The organism is Streptomyces sp. NBC_01717, assembly GCF_036248255.1.
Taxonomy (GTDB): Bacteria; Actinomycetota; Actinomycetes; order Streptomycetales; family Streptomycetaceae; genus Streptomyces.
On the sequence record NZ_CP109178.1, the window covers coordinates 7,083,007 to 7,104,618 of the forward strand.

The 21,612-nt window shown below is 70.6% G+C and carries 22 protein-coding genes; 12 read left to right on the plus strand and 10 right to left on the minus strand.

Annotation, left to right across the window (positions count from 1 at the left end; translation table 11 throughout):
- Positions 1-64: 64 nt before the first annotated feature.
- From OHB49_RS32085 to OHB49_RS32110, 6 genes are all read right to left on the minus strand, one after another.
- Positions 65-820 (minus strand): SDR family oxidoreductase, encoded by a 756-nt coding sequence (locus OHB49_RS32085; protein WP_319739336.1) that lies wholly within the window; start codon positions 818-820, stop codon positions 65-67.
- 5 nt (positions 821-825) lie between these two features.
- Positions 826-2,625 (minus strand): glycoside hydrolase family 15 protein, encoded by a 1,800-nt coding sequence (locus OHB49_RS32090; protein ID WP_329164456.1) that lies wholly within the window; start codon positions 2,623-2,625, stop codon positions 826-828.
- A gap of 118 nt (positions 2,626-2,743) precedes the next feature.
- Positions 2,744-3,559, minus strand: coding sequence for an SURF1 family cytochrome oxidase biogenesis protein (locus tag OHB49_RS32095; RefSeq protein ID WP_329164457.1), 816 nt, complete (start codon positions 3,557-3,559; stop codon positions 2,744-2,746).
- A 71-nt stretch (positions 3,560-3,630) separates the two neighbouring features.
- Positions 3,631-3,864 carry a hypothetical protein gene (locus OHB49_RS32100; RefSeq protein ID WP_078852816.1) on the minus strand — a complete coding sequence of 78 codons (234 nt, stop codon included), beginning with the start codon at positions 3,862-3,864 and terminating at the stop codon, positions 3,631-3,633.
- Positions 3,865-3,928: 64 nt separating this feature from the next.
- On the minus strand, positions 3,929-4,954 hold the full coding sequence (locus OHB49_RS32105; RefSeq protein ID WP_329164458.1) for a DEDDh family exonuclease: 1,026 nt from the start codon (positions 4,952-4,954) through the stop codon (positions 3,929-3,931).
- Positions 4,955-5,025: 71 nt separating this feature from the next.
- The gene (locus OHB49_RS32110; protein WP_329164459.1) at positions 5,026-5,652 is read right to left on the minus strand and encodes a TetR/AcrR family transcriptional regulator; all 627 of its coding nucleotides are present in this window, start codon (positions 5,650-5,652) and stop codon (positions 5,026-5,028) included.
- Between the two features lie 114 nt (positions 5,653-5,766).
- Between OHB49_RS32110 and OHB49_RS32115 the strand changes: the two genes are divergently transcribed.
- From OHB49_RS32115 to OHB49_RS32150, 8 genes are all read left to right on the plus strand, one after another.
- Complete coding sequence (locus OHB49_RS32115) at positions 5,767-6,567, plus strand: acetoacetate decarboxylase family protein (RefSeq protein ID WP_329164460.1); 801 nt, start codon at positions 5,767-5,769, stop codon at positions 6,565-6,567.
- Positions 6,564-7,448 (plus strand): SDR family NAD(P)-dependent oxidoreductase, encoded by an 885-nt coding sequence (locus OHB49_RS32120; RefSeq protein ID WP_329164461.1) that lies wholly within the window; start codon positions 6,564-6,566, stop codon positions 7,446-7,448. The genes OHB49_RS32115 and OHB49_RS32120 overlap by 4 nt, the downstream gene beginning before the upstream one ends.
- 10 nt (positions 7,449-7,458) lie before the next feature.
- Positions 7,459-8,733: an amidohydrolase family protein gene (locus OHB49_RS32125; RefSeq protein ID WP_329164463.1), complete on the plus strand. Its 1,275-nt coding sequence runs from the start codon at positions 7,459-7,461 to the stop codon at positions 8,731-8,733.
- Positions 8,733-9,962 carry an amidohydrolase family protein gene (locus OHB49_RS32130; RefSeq protein WP_329164464.1) on the plus strand — a complete coding sequence of 410 codons (1,230 nt, stop codon included), beginning with the start codon at positions 8,733-8,735 and terminating at the stop codon, positions 9,960-9,962. The genes OHB49_RS32125 and OHB49_RS32130 overlap by 1 nt, the downstream gene beginning before the upstream one ends.
- Positions 9,963-9,993: 31 nt before the next feature.
- Positions 9,994-10,707: a VIT1/CCC1 transporter family protein gene (locus OHB49_RS32135; RefSeq protein ID WP_329164466.1), complete on the plus strand. Its 714-nt coding sequence runs from the start codon at positions 9,994-9,996 to the stop codon at positions 10,705-10,707.
- A gap of 108 nt (positions 10,708-10,815) precedes the next feature.
- On the plus strand, positions 10,816-11,730 hold the full coding sequence (locus OHB49_RS32140) for a sterol desaturase family protein (protein ID WP_030974493.1): 915 nt from the start codon (positions 10,816-10,818) through the stop codon (positions 11,728-11,730).
- Positions 11,727-12,416: a lysoplasmalogenase gene (locus OHB49_RS32145; protein WP_329164467.1), complete on the plus strand. Its 690-nt coding sequence runs from the start codon at positions 11,727-11,729 to the stop codon at positions 12,414-12,416. Before OHB49_RS32140 ends, OHB49_RS32145 begins: the two co-directional genes overlap by 4 nt.
- Positions 12,417-12,437: 21 nt before the next feature.
- The gene (locus OHB49_RS32150) at positions 12,438-13,481 is read left to right on the plus strand and encodes a zinc-dependent alcohol dehydrogenase family protein (protein ID WP_329164469.1); all 1,044 of its coding nucleotides are present in this window, start codon (positions 12,438-12,440) and stop codon (positions 13,479-13,481) included.
- Here the strand turns inward: OHB49_RS32150 and OHB49_RS32155 are convergent.
- On the minus strand, positions 13,471-14,922 hold the full coding sequence (locus OHB49_RS32155; RefSeq protein WP_329164471.1) for a CoA transferase: 1,452 nt from the start codon (positions 14,920-14,922) through the stop codon (positions 13,471-13,473). The genes OHB49_RS32150 and OHB49_RS32155 overlap by 11 nt on opposite strands.
- 88 nt (positions 14,923-15,010) lie before the next feature.
- The gene (locus tag OHB49_RS32160; RefSeq protein ID WP_329164473.1) at positions 15,011-16,546 is read right to left on the minus strand and encodes a S8 family peptidase; all 1,536 of its coding nucleotides are present in this window, start codon (positions 16,544-16,546) and stop codon (positions 15,011-15,013) included.
- 288 nt (positions 16,547-16,834) lie between these two features.
- Between OHB49_RS32160 and OHB49_RS32165 the strand changes: the two genes are divergently transcribed.
- From OHB49_RS32165 to moaA, 3 genes are all read left to right on the plus strand, one after another.
- Entirely contained in the window at positions 16,835-17,200 is a 366-nt protein-coding gene (locus OHB49_RS32165) for a DUF485 domain-containing protein (RefSeq protein WP_329164474.1), read from the plus strand.
- On the plus strand, positions 17,197-18,837 hold the full coding sequence (locus OHB49_RS32170; protein WP_329164476.1) for a solute symporter family protein: 1,641 nt from the start codon (positions 17,197-17,199) through the stop codon (positions 18,835-18,837). Before OHB49_RS32165 ends, OHB49_RS32170 begins: the two co-directional genes overlap by 4 nt.
- Before the next feature lie 173 nt (positions 18,838-19,010).
- Positions 19,011-20,000, plus strand: coding sequence for a GTP 3',8-cyclase MoaA (moaA, locus tag OHB49_RS32175; protein WP_329164478.1), 990 nt, complete (start codon positions 19,011-19,013; stop codon positions 19,998-20,000).
- Between the two features lie 259 nt (positions 20,001-20,259).
- On the opposite strand, the gene OHB49_RS32180 is transcribed toward moaA, so the two are convergent.
- Together OHB49_RS32180 and OHB49_RS32185 are read right to left on the minus strand one after the other, a co-directional pair.
- Positions 20,260-20,520, minus strand: coding sequence for a hypothetical protein (locus OHB49_RS32180; RefSeq protein ID WP_030974477.1), 261 nt, complete (start codon positions 20,518-20,520; stop codon positions 20,260-20,262).
- A gap of 220 nt (positions 20,521-20,740) precedes the next feature.
- Positions 20,741-21,103: a DUF3099 domain-containing protein gene (locus OHB49_RS32185; RefSeq protein WP_329166686.1), complete on the minus strand. Its 363-nt coding sequence runs from the start codon at positions 21,101-21,103 to the stop codon at positions 20,741-20,743.
- Between the two features lie 202 nt (positions 21,104-21,305).
- Here OHB49_RS32185 and OHB49_RS32190 point away from each other — a divergent pair, with 202 nt between their 5' ends.
- Positions 21,306-21,584: a GlsB/YeaQ/YmgE family stress response membrane protein gene (locus OHB49_RS32190; RefSeq protein WP_030974473.1), complete on the plus strand. Its 279-nt coding sequence runs from the start codon at positions 21,306-21,308 to the stop codon at positions 21,582-21,584.
- Positions 21,585-21,612 lie beyond the last annotated feature (28 nt).

Below are 21,612 nucleotides of genomic sequence, written 5' to 3' on the forward strand. Positions count from 1 at the left end.
GTGCCCCTGAGACCATGGGGGAGGTCGAGGACAGGCTCGGCCACCGGACGGCCCCGGCGCTCGCTCAGAACCCGTGCCGTACCCCGCCGTCCACCGGCACCATGATCCCCGTCAGATACGACGCCGCGGGCGACAGCAGGAACGCCGCCGTCCGGCCGAACTCCTGAGGCGTGCCGTACCGGCGCAACGGAATGCGCGCCTCGGCCGCCGCACGGGACGCCTCCGCATCGCCGGACAGCGCGTCCAGCTCACGCACCCGGTCCGTGTCGATCCGAGCCGGCAGCACGCCCACCACGCGGATGCCCCGCGGGCCGAGCTCGTCGGCCAGGGACTTGGCGAATCCGGCCAGGCCAGGTCGCAGACCGTTCGAAATGGTCAGCCCGGCGATCGGCTCATGGACCGAGCCGGACAGCACGAAGCCGATCACCCCGCCCTCGCCGAGCGCCGCGGCCGCCGTACGGGCCAGCCGCACGGCACCCAGGAACACCGAATCGAATGCCGACTGCCACTGCTCGTCCGTGTTGTCCGCGACGAAGCCGGGGGCGGGCCCACCGACGCTGATCAGGATGCCGTCGAGCCGCCCGAACCGCTCATGGGCGGCGTCCACCAGCCGCTGCGCGGCGGCGGGCTCCGCATTGTCGGCGGCGAGACCGACGGCGTCCGGCCCCAGTTCGGCGGCGGCCGCCTCGACCCGCTTCTCGTCGCGGCCGGTGATGATCACCTTCGCGCCGTCCGCCACCAGCTCCCGCGCCGTGGCGTTGCCCAGCCCCCGGGTCGCGCCCGTGACGATGTACACACGATCCTTCAATTCAAGATCCATGGCCCCTATCCTGCCGTCTCGGCCTCCAGGATGTCCTCCCCGGTCAGTGCGATCGCGGTGCCCACCAGTCCGATATGGCTGAATGCCTGCGGGAAATTGCCCAACTGCCGCCGCGCCACGGTGTCGTACTCCTCGGCGAGCAGCCCGACATCGTTGCGGAGCTCGAGGAGCCGCTCGAAGAGTTCGGTGGCCTCCTCGGCGCGCCCGGTCAGGCGCAGCGCGTCAGCCAGCCAGAACGAGCACGCCAGGAACGCCCCTTCGCCGCCCGGCAGCCCGTCGATCGAGACACCCTCCGTGCTGTAGCGGCGGACCAGACCGTCGCTGCCCAGCTCGTCACGGACCGCGTCGACCGTGCCGACGAGACGCGGATCGTCCGGCGGCAGGAATCCGGTCCGGGCGATCAGCAGCGTCGCGGCGTCCAGGTCCCGGGAGCCGTACGACTGCGTGAACGTGTTCCGTACGGGGTCGTACCCCTTCTCGCACACCTCCCGGTGCACGGCGTCCCGCATCACCCGCCACCGTTCGGCGTCCCCGGCCAGCGACGGGTTCGCCTCCAGGGTGCGCACCGCGCGGTCTGCGGCGACCCAGGCCATCACCTTCGAGTGCACGAAGTGGCGGCGCTGGCCGCGGATCTCCCAGAGCCCCTCGTCCGGCTCGCGCCAGGTGGACTCCAGGAACCCGAGCAGGCTGAGCTGCAGGCTCCAGGCGTGCGGTTGATCGGCCAGGCCCGCCTCGCGCGCGAGCCGGAGCGAGTCGATGACCTCTCCGTACACATCGAGCTGCCGTTGCCGGACCGCCGCGTTGCCGATCCGGACCGGGCTGGAGTTCTCGTATCCGGCCAGCCATGGCAGCTCCGCCTCGGGCAGCCGCCGTTCGCCCGACAGGCCGTACATGATCTGCAGGTCGGCGGGGTCCCCGGCGACCGCGCGCAGCAGCCAGTCCCGCCAGGCGGCGGCCTCCCCCACATAGCCGGCCGAGAGCAGCGCGTTGAGCGCCAGGGTGGAGTCCCGCAGCCAGCAGAAGCGGTAGTCCCAGTTCCGTACGCCGCCGATCTCCTCCGGCAGCGATGTGGTGGGGGCCGCCACGATGCCGCCGGTCGGGGCGAAGGTGAGCGCCTTGAGGGTGATCAGCGAGCGGATCACGGCTTCCCGGTACGGTCCCCGGTACTTGCAGCGGGCCGACCACTCGGCCCAGTCGGAGAGGGTGTTCTTCAGCGCCTCGTGCGGATCGACGAGATCGGGGCGCGGCGAGTGCGACGGGTGCCAGGTCAGTACGAACGCCACCTGCTCGCCGGCGGAGACGGTGAACGACGAGCAGGTGGAGAACTCCTGGCCCCAGGTCTTGACCGGTGGCTCGCTGCGCAGCCAGACCGAGTCGGGTCCGGCGACCGCCACCCGGTGGCCCTGCGAACGGCGCATCCACGGCACGATGGAGCCGAAGTCGAAGCGCAGCCGGATCACCGAAGTCATGTCGACGGTGCCGCTGATCCCCTCGACGATCCGCATGACATCGGGTTCCTGGTCGCGCTGCGGCATGAAGTCGATGACCTTGACGGTGCCGGTGCGGGTCTCCCAGAACGTCTCCAGGACGAGGGAGTCACCCACGTAGCCGCGCCGGGTGCAGGTGTCCGCGCCCTTCGGGGCGATGCGCCAGTGGCCGTTGTCGTCGTCGCCGAGCAGGCCGGCGAAGCAGGCGCCCGAGTCGAAACGGGGTAGACAGAGCCAGTCCACAGAACCGTTCCTGCCGACCAGGGCGGCTGTCTGCAGATCGCCGATGAGGGCGTAGTCCTCGATGCGTGGGGTCACGTTCTGCCGTGTTCCCGAACCGGGGCCTCGCTAAGCAGCCGGTGTCCCACGGGCGGCCGCAGACTCCTGCAGCGGAACCGGTCGAGCGGCCATCGGTCAGGCTGTCGTGGGCGCCGTGTCAGGCAGTCGCCGGCTCGGGCTGCTCCGGCTCCGACTCCGGCTCTCCGGAGGCCTCGGCCTTGGCCGCGGCCTCCACCCGGTCGCGCTTCTCGCGCCGGGCCAGCACCACATATCCGACCGGGACGCCCGAGGCGAACAGCCACCACTGGACCGCATACGCCATGTGCGGACCGATGGAGCTGTCGTCGGGGGCCTCGATCAGCTCGGGGACGTCGCCGGACGGTTCGGGGCCGGTCTGCTCGATGTAGCCGCCGAGGACCGGCCGGGAGAGAGCCTTGGCCTGCTGGGCGCTGTTGATCAGCATCACCTGGCGGTCCGGCAGGTCCGACAGGTCCTTGATTCCGCTGGTTCCCGTCGTCTCGTCGGCCTTGAGCCGCCCTGTGACGGTCACCTCGCCCTTGGGTACGGCCGGGACGTCCGGGAAGGCGCGCTGGTCGTCGGCGGCGGGGACCCAGCCGCGGTTGATCAGGACCGTACCGCCGCCCTTGAGGTCGAGCGGGATCAGTACGTGGAAACCGATGCTTCCGTCCGTGGAGGTCCGGCGGCGCACCACGACCTCGTGCTCCGTGTCGTACGTCCCCGTGGCCGTCACCGCACGCCAGTAGTCGGAGCGCGGGATGGTGTGACCCGGGGAGGTGAGTGTGGCGACCGGAACCGGCTTCGCCTTGAGGTTGTGCGAGATCAGAGCGTTCTGCGCCACCCGGTGCTCATGCCGGTGCAGCTGCCAGAAGCCCAGCTCGACCATCGTGGGAATGAGGACGAGGGTGAGGAGGGCGAGGATCAGCCACTGCCGGGTCAACAGGAAGCGGTACACCCCACGACGGTACAACTGCGTCATGGGGTGCCTCGCGGAGGGGGTGGCGGAACGGACCGTGCGGCCGGTGGTCAGACCTTGTCGATGATGCCCACCTTCCCCTCCGCCCGGGCGCAGTGACCGCCGCAGAACCAGTGCCCGTCCACCTCGACACCCTGGCCGATGACCTGGACCCGGCAGTGCTCACAGATGGGCGCCATCCGGTGAATGGCGCAGGAGAAGCAGTCGAAGACATGCACCGCGCCCTGCGCGTGCACCTCGAACGACATGCCGTAGTCGTTTCCGCAAACTTCACAACGTGCCATGCGCCACAGGGTGGGATGCGGGGGCGCCGGGCGGCGAGCGGCGGACGGGCGAGTCGCCCCCGGTTCACTCCGATGACGGCGTCGGCAGGGCGGGGGCCACCGGGGCCCCGGTCGTCGTCGACACCTGTGCCACATCCCGCAGCAGATGGGTGAAGGCGCTCTCGTCCACGATCGGTGTGCCGAACGCCTTTGCCTTCACCGTCTTCGACGTCGCCGCGTCGGGGTCGTTGCTGACCAGCAGGCTGGTCAGCCGGGAGACGCTGGTCGCCACATGCAGCCCGGCCTCGATCGCCCGGTCCTCCAGCAGCTCACGGTCGATGGAGGTGTCCCCGGAGAACGCCACCCGCATGCCCTGCATGAGCGGTTTGTCCTTGTCGTACCGCCCCGGGTTCGGATACGGGCAGGCCGGCCGCTTGCGCGAAGGGCGCCAGCTGCTCTGGCTGCCGTACGACGGCTGGTGGCCGACCCGCGGGGTGACCGGGGATTCCGACCACTCGGTCAGCGGGCGGCACTCCAGCAGTGGCAGCCGCACCCCGTCGCGCGCCGCCGCATGCAGACTCGGCCGGAACGCCTCGGCCAGCACCCGGGCGTCGTCCAGCGCGTGGTGTGCACGCTGCTGTACGACTCCGAAGTGTGCGGCCAGCGACTGCAGCTTGTGGTTGGGCAGCGGCAGCCGGAGCTCCTTGGAGAGCGCGATGGTGCAGAGCCGGTGTTCGACCGGGGCGACGACCGCGGCGCGCGCGTACTCCCGGGCCAGCATCGACCAGTCGAAGGCGGCGTTGTGCGCGACGAGCACGCGGCCCGCGAGACGCTCGGACAGATCGGCGGCGACTTCCGGGAAGAGCGGGGCGCCCTCCAGGACATCACTGGTCAGGCCGTGGATCCAGACGGGGCCGGGGTCCCGCTCCGGGTTGACGAGGGTGTACCAGTGGTCCTCGACGTTGCCCTGCGCGTCCAGCCGGTAGACGGCAGCGGACACTATCCGGTCGTCCCGGGCGAGTCCGGTGGTCTCCACGTCGACGACCGCGTACCCCTGTGGGTAGGCGGTCGGCCACGGTGCTGCGGTCTGGCGGTCGTCGAGCATGGTCACAGAGAATACGGGCCGGGACTGACAGCCCCCCATCCGGGAGCGTTCTGTTCGAGCCGCCCGGCGAGGCGCCGCTAGCTTCCACCGGTGGCGAGCAGTCCGTTCACCAGTGCCCGCATGGACGCCGTGAACAGTCGTTCCTGGTCGGCGGGGAGGGCGAGCGCGCGGGCCAGCGCCGGGTCGTGCTCGGCCGTGACCACGTCCCAGAGATCACCCTCGCCGGGGGACTGGACCGGGGAGCGTTCCCGGTTGCGTTCGACGAGCAGGAAGCCGACGGTCTGGAACTGCACCGCCCGTACCGCGTCGGCGGCCCGCGCCCCGCGCAGCCCCGCGGCGTGCACCTCGTGGACGAGGGCCTGCTGCGCGGGCAGGAACATCCGCTCCGTGAGACCGCGTTCATGGACGATCGCGATCAGGTGGGGGCGGGCGCGCAGTTCGCGGCGCAGCCCCCGGGCGACGGAGACTATCCGGGCCACCGGGGTCCGGCCGGCCGGCCGGACGGCGCCCATCTCCTGGACGGTGCGCTCCACCAGGGCGTCGAGCAGCGACTCGCGATTGCCGACATGCCAGTAGATCGAGGTGACCGCCGTGCCCAGCTCGGCGGCCAGCTTGCGCATCGTGAGGGCATCCGGGCCGTGCTGCCGCACCAGGGCGGCAGCGGCCTCCAGAACCTCTTCGCGGGTCAGCGACGATCGCGCCACAGTGCTCCCAGCTTTCCGAACTCCGTTACGTGCATGCCTATTTACCCTTCATTCCGGCCGGTGTAACTGTGTTACAGAACCCGGGCACGGACAACCGAGAAGGGTGGTACGTCCATGGCACGTGTACGGTACGGCGCGCGCACCGACGCCGAGCTGGCGGCGGCCCGCACAGCCCGCTCCGAACTCCCCGACATCTGGTCCACCGGCGTGGTCGCCGTCTGGGAGAGCGACCCCGACGCGGTCGCGGCGGTCCTGCCACCGCCCCTCAAACCCGCCGAACGCCCGCTCGTCCGCGCCGCCATCAGCAAGGTCGACCTCCCCGGCTATCCGCTGGGTGCGGGCTCCGTCGCCGTCGCCGCCGTCCACGACGGGCACGAGGGCTGGTATCCGCTCGTCATGCCGATGACCCACGAGCGGGCACTGATCGGCGGCCGTGAGGTCTTCGGCGAACCGAAGAAGCTGGGCGAGGTGACCGTCGAGCGTGACGGACCCGTCGTCCGGGCCGCGCTCGTCCGGCACGGCATCGCGTTCGTCGAGGTGCGCGGCGCGGTCGGCGAGCAGCTGCCGCTGCCCGAACCGGCGGAGAAGCTCGACTTCTACTTCAAGTTCCTGCCTGCCGCGGACGGTGAGGGCTTCGACGCCGATCCCGTACTGATCCACTGCATCCGCCACGAGAAGGTCCGCAAGCTGGAACGGATCTCGGGCGATGTGGTGCTGCGCGAGTCGGTGTACGACCCGGTCGCCGACCTCCCCGTACACCGGCTGATCGATCTGACCATCGGCGAGAAGACCAGCGACCAGCGGGGCAGGGCCGTCGAGCGGGTGAGCGCCGAGGCGCTGCTGCCGTACATCCACCAGCGTTACGACGACCCGCAGCAGATCCACGACGGCCCGCCGCAGGGGAGTGTCCGATGAGGCTGGGGGAGGGGCAGGTCGCCGTCGTCACCGGCGCCGCGAGCGGCATCGGGCTCGCGATGGCCCGCAGGTTCGCGGCCGAGGGACTGAAGGTCGTCCTCGCCGACGTGGAGGAGGGCGCGCTCGACAAGGCGGCGGGCGAGCTGCGCGAGGACGGCGCGCAGGTGCTGGCGCGGGTGGCCGACGTCAGCGAGCGGGACTCCGTCCAGGCTCTCGCCGACGCCGCGTACGACACCTTCGGCGCCGTCCATGTGCTGTGCAACAACGCGGGCGTCGGCTCCGGTGCCGAGGGCCGGATGTGGGAGCACGAGCCGAACGACTGGAAGTGGGCGTTCGCCGTCAATGTGTGGGGCGTCTTCCACGGCATCCAGGCCTTCGTGCCCCGGATGATCGAGGGCGGCGAGCCCGGCCGGGTCGTCAACACCTCGTCCGGCGACGGCGGCATCGCCCCGCTGCCGACCGCCTCCGTCTACGCGGTCACCAAGTCCGCCGTCGTCACGATGACCGAGTCGCTCTACGCGCATCTGAAGGCGGAGGGCGCGGCGGTCGGCGCCTCGGTGCTCTTCCCCGGCCCGCACATGCTCCGTACCGGACTGTGGGAGTCGCACCGCAACCGGCCCGAGCGATACGCCAAGGAGCGGCCCCGCCGGACCCCGTACCGCAGCCTCGACCAGTGGGAGTCCGCCATGAGGGCGGCGGGCCACGAGGTCGAGTTCACACCGGTGGAGGAGGTCGCGGGCACGGTCGTGGACGGGATCCGCGCCGACCGCTTCTGGCTGCTGCCGCCGAGCGAGCACAGCGACCGGCAGATCCGCGCCAGGTCGCGGTCGATGCTCGACCGGGCGAACCCGTCGTACCTGGAGAGCTTCATACTCGACTGAGGGGCGAGCGATGACCGACCCGTATCTGATCATCTCCTCCGACTGCCACGCCGGACTGCCCACCGAGGAGTACCGGCCCTATCTGGACGCCCGCTTCCACCGGGAGTTCGACGACTTCCTTGCCGGGCGCGACCGCCGCCGTGAGGAGATGACCCGCCTCGGCGTACGCAACGAGGCCTTCGCAGACAAGTGGTTCCACGACAACGAGGAAGGGCTGAGGGGTGGTTGGGACGCCGCGCAGCGGCTCAAGGAGCTCGACGGCGACGGAGTGGCGGCCGAGGTCGTCTTCCCGGACGCGGACGCCGTCGACAGCCGGACCGCCGCCCCGTTCGGGGTCGGCCTCGGCCTCTCCGGCGACCAGGACCCGGAGCTCGGCATGGCCGGCGCGCAGGCCCACAACCGGTGGCTCGCCGACTTCGTCTCGCAGAACCCCGAACGGCACTGCGGAGTCGCCCTGTTGCCCGTCACGGGTGAGGTCGACCGTGTCGTCGCCGAGATCCACCGGGCCAAGGAGTCCGGTCTCGGGGCGTTGATGATCCCCTCCATGTGGGTGGACAAGGCGCCGTACCACGACCGCCGTTACGACCCCGTGTGGGCGGCCGCCGCCGGGACGGGGATGCCGGTCGTCACACACTCCGGCGCGGCCCCGCGCCACGAGTACGGCGACCACCTGGGGATCTACGTCTCCGAGGTCACCTGGTGGCCGTCCCGCCCGCTCTGGTTCCTGCTCTGGTCGGGCGCCTTCGAACGCCACCCGGGGCTGAGGTTCGGCGTCGCCGAGTCCGGCTGCTGGTGGCTGCCGAACCTGCTCTGGTTCATGGACCGGCTCTACCTGGGCGCCCACGGCGGAAAGAAACTCTCGCCGTTCGCCGAGCTGAAGCGGCCCCCGCACGAATACCTGGACCGCCAGGTCTTCATCTGCGCCACCAACACCAAGCGCCGCGAGCTCGCCCAGCGGTACGAGATCGGCGTCGACAACATCCTGTGGGGCAGCGACTTCCCGCACCCCGAAGGCACCTGGCCGAACACCGCCGACTGGCTGCGCACCACCTTCCACGACATCCCGGTGGCCGAGACCCGCCGGATGCTGGGACTCGCCGCCGCCGAGGTCTTCGGCTTCGACACGGCGAAGCTCGCGCCGATCGCCCGGCGCATCGGCCCGACCCCGCAGGAGCTGGGCCAGAGCGCCGACCAGACGGCGGTCGAAGCGTCCTGGGCACGCTCGCGCGAGGTCGGCCGGCACTGGCTGACGGACCACGACTTCCCGGTCCTGGGGGTCGGCTGATGTCCCGCGAGCGCTACACCGTCATCTCCGCCGACTGTCACGCGGGCGCCGACCTGCTCGACTACAAGCCGTATCTGGAGGCGAAGTACCACGACGATTTCGACGCATGGGCGGCGGCGTACGTCAATCCGTACGCGGACCTCCTCGCCGACACCGCCGACCGCAACTGGAACTCCGCCCGCCGCCTCGCCGAGCTGGCGGCGGACGGCATCGTCGCGGAGGTCGTCTTCCCCAACACCATCCCGCCGTTCTTCCCCTCGGCCTCCCTGATGGCCCCCGCCCCCTCACCGCAGGAGTACGAACAGCGCTGGGCGGGCCTGCGCGCCCACAACCGCTGGCTCGCCGACTTCTGCGCCGACGCACCCGGCCGGCGGGCGGGCGTGGCGCAGATCCTCCTCAACGACCCGGCGGAGGCGGTCCGCGAGGTCCGCCGCGCCAAGGAGGCGGGGCTCACCGGCGGCATCCTGCTGCCCGGCACCCCGCCGGGATCCGGCATCCCGGAGCTGTACTCCCAGGTGTACGACCCGCTGTGGGCGGTCTGCGAGGAGCTGGACGTGCCGGTGAACCACCACGGCGGATCGGCCTCCCCGCCGCTCGGCGACGAACCGGCGGCGCGCGCCGTCTTCATGGTGGAGACGACCTGGTTCTCCCACCGGGCGCTGTGGCACCTGATCTTCGGCGGGGCCTTCCGCCGCCACCCCGGGCTGAAACTCGTCCTCACCGAACAGGGCTCCGGCTGGATCCCGGGCGTCGTCGAGATGCTCGACTACTACCACGGCCGCCTGGTCGCTGCGGCCTCCCGGGCATCCACCGCCGAGTCCAAGTTCGGTGCGGGGCTTGCCGCTTCGATGGGAGCTAGCCCCGGCGAGGTCTGGCGCGACAACTGCTTCGTCGGCGCCAGCTTCATGCGCCCCCACGAGGTGCCGCTGCGCGACCGGATCGGCCTCGACAAGATCATGTGGGGCAGCGACTACCCGCACGACGAGGGCACCGCCCCCTATTCACGGGAAGGGCTGCGGATCGCGTACGCCGGACTCCCGCCCGACGAGATCGCGGCGATGGTCGGCGGTAACGCGGCCCGCGTGTACGGTTTCGACCTGCCCGCGCTCGACCGCATCGCCGCGACGGTCGGCCCGACGGTCGACGAGATCGCCGAGCCCCTGAAGGAGGCCCCGGCCGACGCGACCAGCCCGGCCTTCGCGCCGGGCGGCTCGGTCCGCGTCTGGTGACGGGACCCGGTGGGAATGAGACCATCCCCGGGTGACGGATACCCAGGCGCATGACGAGTCCCACGGCAACGGCCTCGGCGCGCGGCTGAACTGGCTGCGCGCCGCGGTGCTCGGCGCCAACGACGGCGTGGTCTCCACGGCGGGCATCGTCGTCGGCGTCGCCGGCGCCACCGGTGACCGCGGTGCCCTGCTGACGGCGGGCCTCGCCGGGCTGCTGGCAGGCTCCCTGTCGATGGCGGCGGGCGAATACGTGTCGGTGTCCACCCAGCGCGACTCGGAGCAGGCCGCGCTGGCGACGGAGAGACGGGAGCTGCAGGAGACCCCGGAGGCGGAACTCGCCGAGCTGACCGGCCTGTTGGAGGGCAAGGGGCTGAGCCGGGAAGTCGCCCGCGAGGCCGCCCTCCAGCTCACCGAACGCGACGCGCTGCGCGCCCACGCGGAGGTGGAGCTGGGGATCGACCCGGACGACCTGACGAACCCCTGGCACGCCGCCGGCGCGAGCTTCCTGGCCTTCACGGCGGGAGCGCTGCTGCCGCTGCTGGCGATCGTGCTGCCGTCGTCGTCGCTGCGGCTGGTCATCACGGTACTGGCGGTACTGGCGGCGCTGGCGCTCACCGGGTGGTGGAGCGCGCGGCTGGGCGCCGCGGCGGTGGGGCGCGCGGTGCTGCGGAACATGGGCGGGGGAGCGGTGGCCATGGGAGTCACCTATGCGGCGGGGGCGTTGCTGGGAGCGGTCGGGGTCTGATCCGGTCCGTGTTGGCAGAAGTCACCAAAGGTTGCTGACATCGCGTCTCGCATACTTGTTGGTAACAACGTCTAGTCCTCGGCCGACCCCCCGCTCTACGGTGCTCGCATGGAGCCGAACCTGCCCGATGTCGTGCTGTGGTCCATACCGGCCTTCGTCCTGCTCACCGTTGTCGAAATGGTCAGCGCCCGCATCCACCCCGACGAGGACGCCGCCGGGTACGAGACCAAGGACGCCGTCACCAGCGTCACCATGGGGCTCGGCAGTCTCGTGTTCGATCTGCTGTGGAAAGTGCCCATCGTGGCCATCTACACCGCGGTCTACGAGCTGACCCCGCTCCGCGTTCCCGTCCTGTGGTGGACGATCCTGCTGATGCTGCTCGCGCAGGACTTCTTCTACTACTGGTCCCACCGCGGCCACCACGTCATCCGGATCCTCTGGGCCTGCCATGTGGTCCACCACTCCAGCCGGAAGTTCAACCTCACCACCGCGCTGCGTCAGCCCTGGACCTCGCTGACCGTCTGGCCGTTCTACGTTCCGCTCATCGCCTGCGGTGTCCATCCGGCGGCGCTGGCCTTCTGCTCGTCGGCCAATCTCGTCTACCAGTTCTGGGTACACACCGAACGGATCGACAAGCTGCCCAGGCCCTTCGAGTACGTGCTGAACACGCCCTCCCACCACCGGGTGCACCACGCCTCCCAGGGTGGCTACCTCGACCGGAACTTCGGCGGCATCCTGATCCTGTGGGACCGGCTCTTCGGCTCCTTCGCCGCGGAGACGGAGCGGCCCGTCTACGGGCTCACCAAGAACATCGCCACCTACAACCCGCTGCGCGTCGCGACGCACGAGTACGCCGCGATCGCCCGGGACGTGCGGGCGGCGGAGAGCTGGGGCGAGCGGGCCGGCCGGATCTTCCGCGGGCCGGGCTGGCAGCCGGCGTCGACGGCCGCCTCGGCCACCGCCTCCGGTACTGCCTCGACCACCGCCTCCACCGCTGTTCCCGTCCCGGAGAGCACCGGATGACCGCCGGAGCCGTCACGGACGCCCGGGCACGGTTCGTACGCCCCCTGCTCATCGCGTTTCTCGTCGCCTCCGCCGTCGACCTCGTCGGCGTGCTCGCCGACGTGCGTCTCGCCCACCTCGTCGCCAAGCCGCTGCTGATGCCGCTGCTCGCGGGGTACGCCGCCGCCCGCCGCGGACCCCGGCTGCTCGTCGCCGCGCTGCTCTTCGGCTGGGGCGGCGACACATTCCTGCTGCCCGACGCCGATGCCGCCTTCCTCATCGGCATGGGTTGCTTCGCCGCGGGCCATGTCTGCTATCTGTGGCTCTTCGGGCGGGCCCGCAGCTCCCTGCTGCTCGGTGCGGGGTACGCCGCGGTCCTCGTCGGCTTCGTCGCCCTCATCTGGGGCGGGCTCCCCGCGGACCTGCGGATCCCGATGGCCGGCTACAGCCTGCTGCTCGCCGCGATGGCCTACCGGTCCAGCACCCGCGGCCGGTACGCCGCGCTCGGAGGGGCGCTCTTCCTGCTGTCCGACGCGCTCATCGCCACCGGCATCGCCGACTGGCCGCAGCTGCCCGCGCCGGACTTCTGGGTCATGCTCACGTACATCGCGGCGCAGTTCCTGCTGACCGTCGGGGTGCTCGCAACGGGCCCGGACGAGGCCGCTGCCGCCCCCGGGGCGTACGGTGAACGGAGTATCAGCATCTGAGATCAGCAAGGACCCCCACGCATGCGCGCCACTGTCATCCACGCCCCCCACGACATCCGTGTCCAGGAGGTGCCGGACCCGACGATCCAGCAGCCCACCGATGTGGTGCTGCGGGTCCTGCGGGCCTGTATCTGCGGCAGCGACCTGTGGGCGTACCGCGGCGAGGCCGCCCGCCAGCCCGGCCAGCGCATCGGCCACGAGTTCATCGGGATCGTCGAGGAGGCGGGACCGGAGGTCAGCGGCTTCGCGCCCGGTGACCTCGTCGTCGCCCCCTTCGTCTGGTCCGACGGCACCTGCGAGTACTGCGCCGAGGGCCTGACGACGTCCTGCCCGCAGGGCGGCTTCTGGGGCTCGGTCGGCTCCGACGGCGGGCAGGGAGAGGCCGTGCGCGTCCCGTTCGCCGACGGCACGCTGGTCAAGCTCCCGGCCGCCGCCGCGTCCGACGACCGCCTGCTCACGGCGCTCCTGGCGCTGTCGGACGTGCTCGGCACGGGGCACCACGCCGCCATCGGCGCGGGCGTGAAGCCCGGCACCACGGTCGCGGTCGTCGGTGACGGGGCGGTCGGCCTGTGCGGCGTCATGGCCGCGAAGCGGCTCGGCGCCGAGCGGATCATCGCGCTCGGCCGCCACCAGGTGCGCACGGACATCGCCCGCACCTTCGGCGCCACGGACGTCGTCGCCGAGCGCGGCGAAGCAGCCGTTGCCGCCGTACGGGAACTCACCGGCGGCGCGGGCGCCCACGCCGTGATCGAGGCCGTCGGCACCGAGCAGTCGATGCGCACGGCGGTCGGGATCACCCGCGACGGCGGCTCGATCGGCTACGTCGGCGTGCCGCACGGCAGCGGCACCGGCCTGGACCTCGGCGTCATGTTCGACCGGAACATCGCTCTGCGCGGCGGCGTCGCCCCCGTGCGCACGTACATTCCGGAACTGCTCCCCGACGTCCTGGCCGGCACGATCGACCCGTCGCCCGTCTTCGACCTGACCATCGGCCTCGACGAGGTCCCCGCCGGCTACAAGGCCATGGACGAGCGCACGGCGCTGAAGGTCCTCATCAAGCCGTAGTGGTACGCCACTTCGGCGCATCCGCGCCCAACCGGCCCGGCGGACGCGACCAGTCCGCCGGGCCGCCCGCGAAGGAGACCGGCGGCAAGGCATACCGCAGCCGGCCCAGCGCGCTGTCCGTGGAGCCGAGATGCTTCTCGGGGTCGTACGTCTCCGAGAGGCCGTACGTCTCCGACGGGCCGTACGGGTCCTGGGTGCGCGTGAGGCCGCCGCAGAGCCAGCGCGCCGTCTGCCCGAGTGCCAGCCGCAGCAACCGCGAACCGCCGTCCTCGTGCTGCTCGGTCAGCGCACGCAGCACGCCCGCCGCCAGCAGATAGCCGGTGCCGTGGTCGAGGGCCTGTGCGGGCAGTGCGCCCGGCGTCCCGGCCTCCCCCTCCACGGCCGCGATCCCGGTGGCCACCTGCACCAGACTGTCGAAGCCGCGCCGTTCGTGCCACGGCCCGTACCGCCCCCACGCGGACACCTGAGCAAGGACCAGACCGGGACGGCGTACGGCGAGCGCCTCCGGCGTCAGGCCGTACGCCTCCAGCGCGCCCGGCCGGTATCCGGTGACCAGCACATCGGCGGCGGTGAGCAGCTCGTCGAACGTCGCCCGGTCCGCCCGGTCGCCCAGATCCAGCGAGACCGACCGTTTGCCGAACCCCGTGTCGTTGTGGGCGTCCTGGCTCTCCGGCAGCTGCGGCGCATCGATCCGCAGGACGTCCGCGCCCAGCAGCGCCAGCGTGCGGGTGGCCACCGGACCGGCCAGGACACGGGTCATGTCGAGAACCCGGAGTCCGGCGGCGGGCAGCAGCGGCGAACCCGACACGGCGGGAAGGCGGCGTGCACCCACCTGCCCCGGCCCCTCGGTCCGGTCGAGCGTCAGCAGCGGGCGTGTGGCGATTGCGGCGCCCTGCTCGTGCGCCGCCCACTCCTCCGGGGTACGCAGTGCGACGGCCAGACCGCCCGCGGCGTACACCGTCTCCTCGATCTCCACAGCCCGCCGCTCGGCGAGCACCGCGGCCACGGCGTCCACGCCGGTATCGGCGGGCAGGCCGAGAGCGGCGAGCAACCGGGCCCGGTGGTGCGGGTAGTTGGCGTGGGTGCGGACCCAGCCGTCGGCCGTCCGCCAGAACCGGGACAGCGGGGCGAAATTGGTCGGCGCACGCCCGTCGACCCGCAGATGGCGCTCGCTGAGGAACGCGGTGGCCACCGCACCGTCGTCGACCCGGACCCGCTCCACCGGCCCGCCGGCGCTGCCTGCACGGCGCGCGGCCAGTTCGGCCGCGGCCAGCGCGCAGACCGCGACGGTGGAACGGGCCAGCTCCATGACCGGCAGCCGCGCGGGCAGCAGCCCGGCCGGTCCACCGCCGTCGATACGGTCCAGAAGTGCCGGATCGCCGCCGAGGGCGGCCCATGCCTGCTCCGTCCCGGAGCTCCGCGTGTCGATCACATCTGCCATGACCGCACTATGGCACCCAGTGCCACCACAATGCGAGGGAAGGGCCGAGGACAGTAGTCCTCGGCCCTTCCCCCGATACGCGTGGTGACTACCTGCGGACCGCGTCCAGCGCGTCCACCACACCGGCACCGTAGAAGCCGTTGTGGTTCCTGGGGCCCTCGCAGACGGCGTCGATCTTGCCGTCGCCGTTGATGTCGTACGGGTCGCCGCACGCGGTGGCGTCCGCCTCGTGCACCAGCAGCGCCTTCACCGCGGCCGCCGAGGCGTGCGGGTGCGACGACTTGATCAGGGCCACCACACCCGCGACATGCGGGGAGGCCATCGACGTACCGGCCTTGTAGCCGTACTTGCCGCCCGGCAGCGTCGACAGGATCAGCCCGCTCGTGGCCGGCGGTGCGGGCGTCTGGTAGATCGTCGAGTCGCCGCCCGGGGCGGCCACATCGATGATCCCGTCACCGTAGTTAGAGTACGAGGCCTTCAGGCCCTTGGCGCCGGTCGCGGAGACCGTGACGACACCCGGCAGCATCGTCGGGATGTCGAGGCACTCCCGCGGGTCGATCGTCCGCGTCACCGGCGTGGTGTCGTTCGGGCTGGTCGAGTCCTCCAGCGTGTCGGCGGCCAGGTCCTCGCTGCTGTTGCCGGCCGCGGCGACGTTGACCGTGCCCTTGCGCTCCGCGTACCGGCTGGCGCGGGTGACCGCTTCCACCAGGGCGCCCTGGTCGGGGTCGTTCTTGCAGTTGTACAGCCAAGGGTCGGTGTAATAGCTGTTGTTCGTGACATCGACGCCGTGCTCGGCGGCCCAGACGAAGCCGCAGACGACGGCCTCGGTGTAGAAGAACCCGCTCGAGGTCGCCACCTTGATGCCCGCCACCTTGACGCCCGGCGCGACACCGGTCACGCCGATGCCGTTCTTCGCGGCTGCGATGGTGCCCGCGACATGCGTGCCGTGGTCGCTCTCACCGGTCTGCGGACGCCAAGCGCCGTCCGCCGTGTCCGGCGCGCCGCTCACACAGTTCGCCGATGCCCCGCGGTCGAAGTTCGGAGCCAGGTCCGGGTGCGTGTCGTCGACACCCGTGTCGATGACCGCGACCGTGACCTTCTTGCTCCCCAGCGACACCCGGTGCGCCTGGTCCGCCTTGATGGCGGGCAGATCCCACTGGAGCGGTTCCATCGGATCCTGGTCCGCCGTCGCCTCCGCGGCCGCGGCCCGCGCCTGCCCGGCGGAGAGCGACTGCTCGACCCCGATGTCCTTGGTGGCCTGCGGAACGATGGGGTTGGTGCGGGTGGCCCCCGCGGAGTCGACCCCCCTGACCCGGCGGATCGACTGCGCGAACTCCGGGTTCTGCGAGTGGACGACGATGACACCGATCTGCTCGTAGGCGATCACCACTGTGCCACCGGCCCGGGCTATCGCCTTCTTCACCTGCTTGACGGTGCCATGACCGCCACGGGTGTTGACGACGTACGACAGCTTCGGGCCGTCCGTCGAGACCGCCGCCGTGGGCAGTCCGTCCGACGGGGCGGCGGATGCGGCACTCGTCGGCAGGAAGCCGAGCGAGGCCGTGAGGGCCAGTCCGACGGGCAGCGCCAGTGCGCGCGTCCGTCTGGATCCCAGATGAGCCATGGGGTCTCCACATCATCCGTGCCAGGCGGCCGGACACGGGGTGTGTTCGGCCGTGTACATGAAGAGCGAAGCTATCGCTGATCATCCCGGCTCATCAACGAGTTGACGGAACTCCGTTCGGGAGTGAGTCCGACCGGATGAGTTCAAGAACAGGCAAACCGCGGTGAACCACTTCGCCGTTCTCTCCGTGCCGTTGTCAGGGGAGGCGCACCACCGGCCCCCCGACATCGAGGTCCTCCTATGAAATCCACCGTCCCCACCACCGCATCCGCATCGCGAGGAGATTCCGTGGCTACCGATGCATCGCCGCCCAAGGCCAGTCCTGACACCGGCCCTGCCCAGCCCACGACCGAGGAGTTCGTAGAGGTCCAGAAGAGCGCGGAGTTCGCCGAACTGCGCACCGCGCACCGGTCGTTCGCCTTCCCACTGACCATCGCCTTCGTCCTCTGGTACCTGCTCTACGTGCTCCTGTCGAACTATGCGGGCGGCTTCATGGGCACCCGGTTGTTCGGCAACATCAACGTGGCTCTCGTCTTCGGTCTCGCCCAGTTCCTCACCACGTTCCTCATCGCCTGGTTCTACTCCCGCCACGCCGCCACGAAGCTCGACCCGAAGGCCGCCGCGATCAAGTCCCGTATGGAGGCCGACGCATGAGCGCCGCCCACGCCGCGTACCCCACCGTCCAGCTCGCCGCCGAAGGCGCGAGCGAGCACCGGCCGCTGATCATCACGCTCTTCGCCTGCTTCGTCGTCGCCACACTGTTCATCACCGTGTGGGCAGGCCGACAGACCAAGGACGCCTCCGACTTCTACGCGGGCGGCCGCCAGTTCACCGGTTTCCAGAACGGCCTCGCGGTCTCCGGCGACTACATGTCCGCCGCGTCGTTCCTCGGTATCGCGGGCGCCATCGCGCTCTTCGGCTACGACGGCTTCCTGTACTCCATCGGCTTCCTCGTCGCCTGGCTCGTCGCCCTGCTGCTGGTTGCGGAACCGCTGCGGAACTCCGGCCGCTACACGATGGGCGACGTCCTCGCGTACCGCATGCGCCAGCGCCCGGTCCGTACCGCGGCGGGCGCCTCCACCATCGTCGTCTCGATCTTCTACCTGCTCGCGCAGATGGCGGGCGCCGGTGTGCTCGTCTCGCTGCTGCTCGGTATCACCAGCGACGGCGGCAAGGTCGCCATCGTCGCCCTGGTCGGTCTGCTGATGATCGTGTACGTCACCATCGGCGGCATGAAGGGCACCACCTGGGTGCAGATGGTCAAGGCCGTCCTGCTCATCGCGGGCACCGTGCTCATCACCTTCCTGATCCTGCTGAAGTTCCACTTCAACCTCTCCGACCTGCTCGGCACCGCGGCGGAGAACAGCGGCAAGGGCAAGGCGTTCCTGGAGCCCGGACTCAAGTACGGCGCCACCAGCACGTCGAAGCTGGACTTCATCTCGCTCGGTATCGCCCTCGTCCTCGGCACCGCCGGGCTCCCGCACATCCTGATCCGCTTCTACACCGTGCCGACCGCCAAGGCCGCCCGTAAGTCGGTGAACTGGGCGATCGGCATCATCGGCGCCTTCTACCTGATGACGATCGTGCTCGGCTTCGGCGCCGCGGCGATCCTCAAGCCCGGCGACATCATCGCCTCGAACAAGGCGGGCAACACGGCGGCCCCGCTGGCCGCCCTGGAGATCGGCGGCGGCTCCGGCTCCACCGGCGGTGCAATCCTGCTCGCCGTCATCTCCGCGGTCGCCTTCGCCACCATCCTCGCCGTCGTCGCCGGCCTGACCCTGGCGTCCTCGTCGTCCTTCGCGCACGACATCTACGCCAACGTCATCCGCAAGGGCAGGGCCACCGAGAAGGAAGAGGTCCGCGCGGCGAAGTGGGCGACCGTTGCCATCGGCATCGTCTCCATCGGCCTCGGCGCCCTCGCGCGCGATCTGAACGTGGCCGGACTGGTCGCCCTCGCCTTCGCGGTCGCCGCCTCGGCGAACCTGCCGACCATCCTGTACAGCCTGTTCTGGAAGCGGTTCACCACCCAGGGCGCCCTCTGGTCGATCTACGGTGGTCTGGCCTCGTCCGTCCTGCTGGTGCTGTTCTCCCCGGTCGTCTCCTCCAAGCCCACGTCGATGTTCCCCGACGCCGACTTCGCCTGGTTCCCGCTGGAGAACCCGGGCCTGATCTCCATCCCGCTGGGCTTCCTGCTCGGCTGGCTCGGCTCCCTGCTCTCGAAGGAGGAGCCGGACAAGGGCAAGTACGCCGAGCTGGAGGTCAAGTCCCTCACCGGCGTCGGCGCCCACTGACGAGAAGGAATTCGCGTCACACACCGCGCGGATCCCGTGGCCGCGTCGTAGAGTCCTACGACGCGGCTACGCCGCCCCTCGTGTCAAACGGGCCACCTCCCTGTCACAGGTGTCGCGTAGTCTCGGGAGAGTCAGATCCGCAACCGGGGATGCACCGGGGGAGGGGGCCCACCATGCTCATCGACACCTACGATCGGGTCGCCACCGACCTGCGCGTCTCACTGACCGACCGCTGCAATCTGCGGTGCACGTACTGCATGCCCGAAGAAGGCCTGCAGTGGCTGGCCAAGCCGGACCTGCTCAGCGACGACGAGATCGTCCGGCTCGTCCGTATCGCCGTGACCCAGCTCGGGATCAACGAGGTCCGCTTCACCGGCGGTGAGCCGCTGCTGCGCCCTGGCCTCGTCTCCATCGTCGAACAGTGCGCGGCACTGACCCCCCGGCCGAAGATGTCGCTCACCACCAACGGCATCGGGCTGAAGCGCACGGCGGCCGCCCTCAAGGCCGCCGGCCTCGACCGGGTCAACGTCTCGCTGGACACCCTGCGCCCCGACGTCTTCAAGACCCTCACCCGCCGTGACCGCCACCACGACGTACTGGCAGGCCTCGAAGCCGCCCGCGACGCCGGCCTCACCCCGGTCAAGGTCAACACCGTCCTGATGCCCGGGCTCAACGGCGACGAAGCCCCCGACCTGCTCGCCTGGGCCGTGGAACACGGTTACGAGCTCCGCTTCATCGAGCAGATGCCGCTCGACGCCCAGCACGGCTGGAAGCGCGACGGCATGATCACGGCAGGCGACATACTCAGCTCCCTGCGCACCCGCTTCACGCTCTCGGCCGAGGGCGACGGCGAGCGCGGCTCAGCCCCCGCCGAGCGCTGGCTCGTCGACGGCGGACCCCACCGTGTCGGTGTCATCGCCTCCGTCACCCGCCCGTTCTGCCGGGCCTGCGACCGCACCCGGCTCACCGCCGACGGCCAGGTGCGGACCTGCCTGTTCGCCCGCGAGGAGACCGATCTGCGCGGCGCGCTGCGCTCCGGGGCCCCGGACGAGGAGATCGCCCGGATCTGGCGGCTCGCGATGTGGGGGAAGAAGGCCGGATCCGGTCTGGACGACCCGTCCTTCCTGCAGCCCGACCGCCCGATGTCGGCGATCGGCGGCTGAGCGCCGTCCCGTAATCCCTGGCGGGCGCACGACGACAGCTACGGCACCTCTCCCCCGTAGCCTCAACGGCACGGGGGTACCCCCTCCGTTGTCGGAACGCCCGAATACGCCCGGTACGAGGACGCTCCTCCGCCTTGCGATGCACCGCATCCGACGCCGCGCGCCGATCCACCAGGGGTTACGGGACAGCCCTTAGGGTCTTTCGTTTGGATCAGGCGCGACCTCAGCATGATCCAAACGAAAGGCCCTAGGACGGGCGTCAGTCCCCGGAGGCCGAAGACTCCCACTCCGCCAGCGTCACGACATCCTTCAGAAAACCGCGCACCCCCAGGAACGAGGAGAGATGTTCCCGGTGCTCGTCGCAGGCCAGCCAGGTCTTACGGCGCTCCGGGGTGTGCAGCTTCGGGTTGTTCCAGGCCAGCACCCATACGGCGGCCGCACGGCAGCCCTTGGCGGAACAGATCGGCGCGGCGGAAGCAGCGCTCTCGGCGGCATTTTCGGGGGAGTCCGGGAAGTTCACGGACTCAACCCTAGGCCAGCCGCGAGGTCGGCCCACTGACGCATCCCCTGCCGGAGAAAAGCGACGCCGAGCAGCCACGGGGGGAGCTGCCCGGCGTCGGTCTGTCGCTCCGACGGGGGATGCGGAGCGCGTAGGAAGTATGTCACGCGGACCGGGGTGCGGTGCACCTGAACTTCATGATTGATCTGAGCTTTTCTTGAGGATTCGGCGTGCCGTGAGCTCAGCTGTGCTCATGCGGATCCGGGGCGCTGTGGGCGCGGTCGGAGTCCGCCGGACCGGCCGGCGGGGCGGCCTCGAGCGCCGGTCTGGCGGGTGGCGGCACGAAGGTCGAGGGCAGTGAAGGAGTGTTCTCCCGGCCCGCGTTGGCGAGGACCACCGCGACGTACGGGAGCAGCGCACCCAGCGCGAGCGCCACGATGGCCACAGGCTTCTCGATGTTCCACAGCACGGCGGCCAGGACCACCGAAACCGTCCGTACGGACATCGAGATCACATAGCGTCGCTGCCTGCCGCGGACATCGTCCGCGAGGCTCTGCCGGGCTCCCGTGATCCGGAAGACCTCCGCACCACTCTGCTTCCGCATCACGTTCCCGTCACCCTTCCCCTGGCTCTTCACGAGCCGTTCCACGGTACGCCCGGCATCCGGAGGCATCGAGACCGGGGCACGCAGTATTCGTGCACATCAGCACACTCATGGCACGTATGGACCTGTCCGACATGCGTCGTACGGCCTGTGCGCCAAGACTTGCGCACATGCGCGACACCGCGCCGCACCAGGAGGCGACATGAGTTGGCTGTGGGCAATCATCGTGGGTCTGGTCCTCGGCCTGATCGCGAAGGCGATCCTGCCGGGCAAGCAGCAGATCCCACTCTGGCTGACAACCATTTTCGGCATCATCGGCAGCATCATCGGCAATGCCGTCGCGACGTGGATCGGCGTCAACGAGACCAGAGGCATCGACTGGACGCGCCATCTGCTCCAGCTGATCGGCGCCGTGGTCATCGTCGGCGTCGGCGACATGCTCTGGACATCGATGCGCGGTACCAGAAAGCAGAAGGCCTGAGCGCAGGCGCGGCCGCAGGACGTCCGAC

What these genes read in the sequence shown, in the direction of transcription:
- OHB49_RS32085 (WP_319739336.1), bottom strand. Translation starts at nt 820, where the DNA reads ATGGATCTTGAATTGAAGGATCGTGTGTACATCGTCACGGGCGCGACC.
- OHB49_RS32100 (WP_078852816.1), bottom strand. Translation starts at nt 3,864, where the DNA reads ATGGCACGTTGTGAAGTTTGCGGAAACGACTACGGCATGTCGTTCGAG.
- OHB49_RS32115 (WP_329164460.1), top strand. Translation starts at nt 5,767, where the DNA reads ATGGCACGTGTACGGTACGGCGCGCGCACCGACGCCGAGCTGGCGGCG.
- OHB49_RS32120 (WP_329164461.1), top strand. Translation starts at nt 6,564, where the DNA reads ATGAGGCTGGGGGAGGGGCAGGTCGCCGTCGTCACCGGCGCCGCGAGC.
- OHB49_RS32125 (WP_329164463.1), top strand. Translation starts at nt 7,459, where the DNA reads ATGACCGACCCGTATCTGATCATCTCCTCCGACTGCCACGCCGGACTG.
- OHB49_RS32130 (WP_329164464.1), top strand. Translation starts at nt 8,733, where the DNA reads ATGTCCCGCGAGCGCTACACCGTCATCTCCGCCGACTGTCACGCGGGC.
- OHB49_RS32140 (WP_030974493.1), top strand. Translation starts at nt 10,816, where the DNA reads ATGGAGCCGAACCTGCCCGATGTCGTGCTGTGGTCCATACCGGCCTTC.
- OHB49_RS32145 (WP_329164467.1), top strand. Translation starts at nt 11,727, where the DNA reads ATGACCGCCGGAGCCGTCACGGACGCCCGGGCACGGTTCGTACGCCCC.
- OHB49_RS32150 (WP_329164469.1), top strand. Translation starts at nt 12,438, where the DNA reads ATGCGCGCCACTGTCATCCACGCCCCCCACGACATCCGTGTCCAGGAG.
- OHB49_RS32155 (WP_329164471.1), bottom strand. Translation starts at nt 14,922, where the DNA reads ATGGCAGATGTGATCGACACGCGGAGCTCCGGGACGGAGCAGGCATGG.
- OHB49_RS32160 (WP_329164473.1), bottom strand. Translation starts at nt 16,546, where the DNA reads ATGGCTCATCTGGGATCCAGACGGACGCGCGCACTGGCGCTGCCCGTC.
- OHB49_RS32170 (WP_329164476.1), top strand. Translation starts at nt 17,197, where the DNA reads ATGAGCGCCGCCCACGCCGCGTACCCCACCGTCCAGCTCGCCGCCGAA.
- moaA (WP_329164478.1), top strand. Translation starts at nt 19,011, where the DNA reads ATGCTCATCGACACCTACGATCGGGTCGCCACCGACCTGCGCGTCTCA.
- OHB49_RS32185 (WP_329166686.1), bottom strand. Translation starts at nt 21,103, where the DNA reads ATGCGGAAGCAGAGTGGTGCGGAGGTCTTCCGGATCACGGGAGCCCGG.
- OHB49_RS32190 (WP_030974473.1), top strand. Translation starts at nt 21,306, where the DNA reads ATGAGTTGGCTGTGGGCAATCATCGTGGGTCTGGTCCTCGGCCTGATC.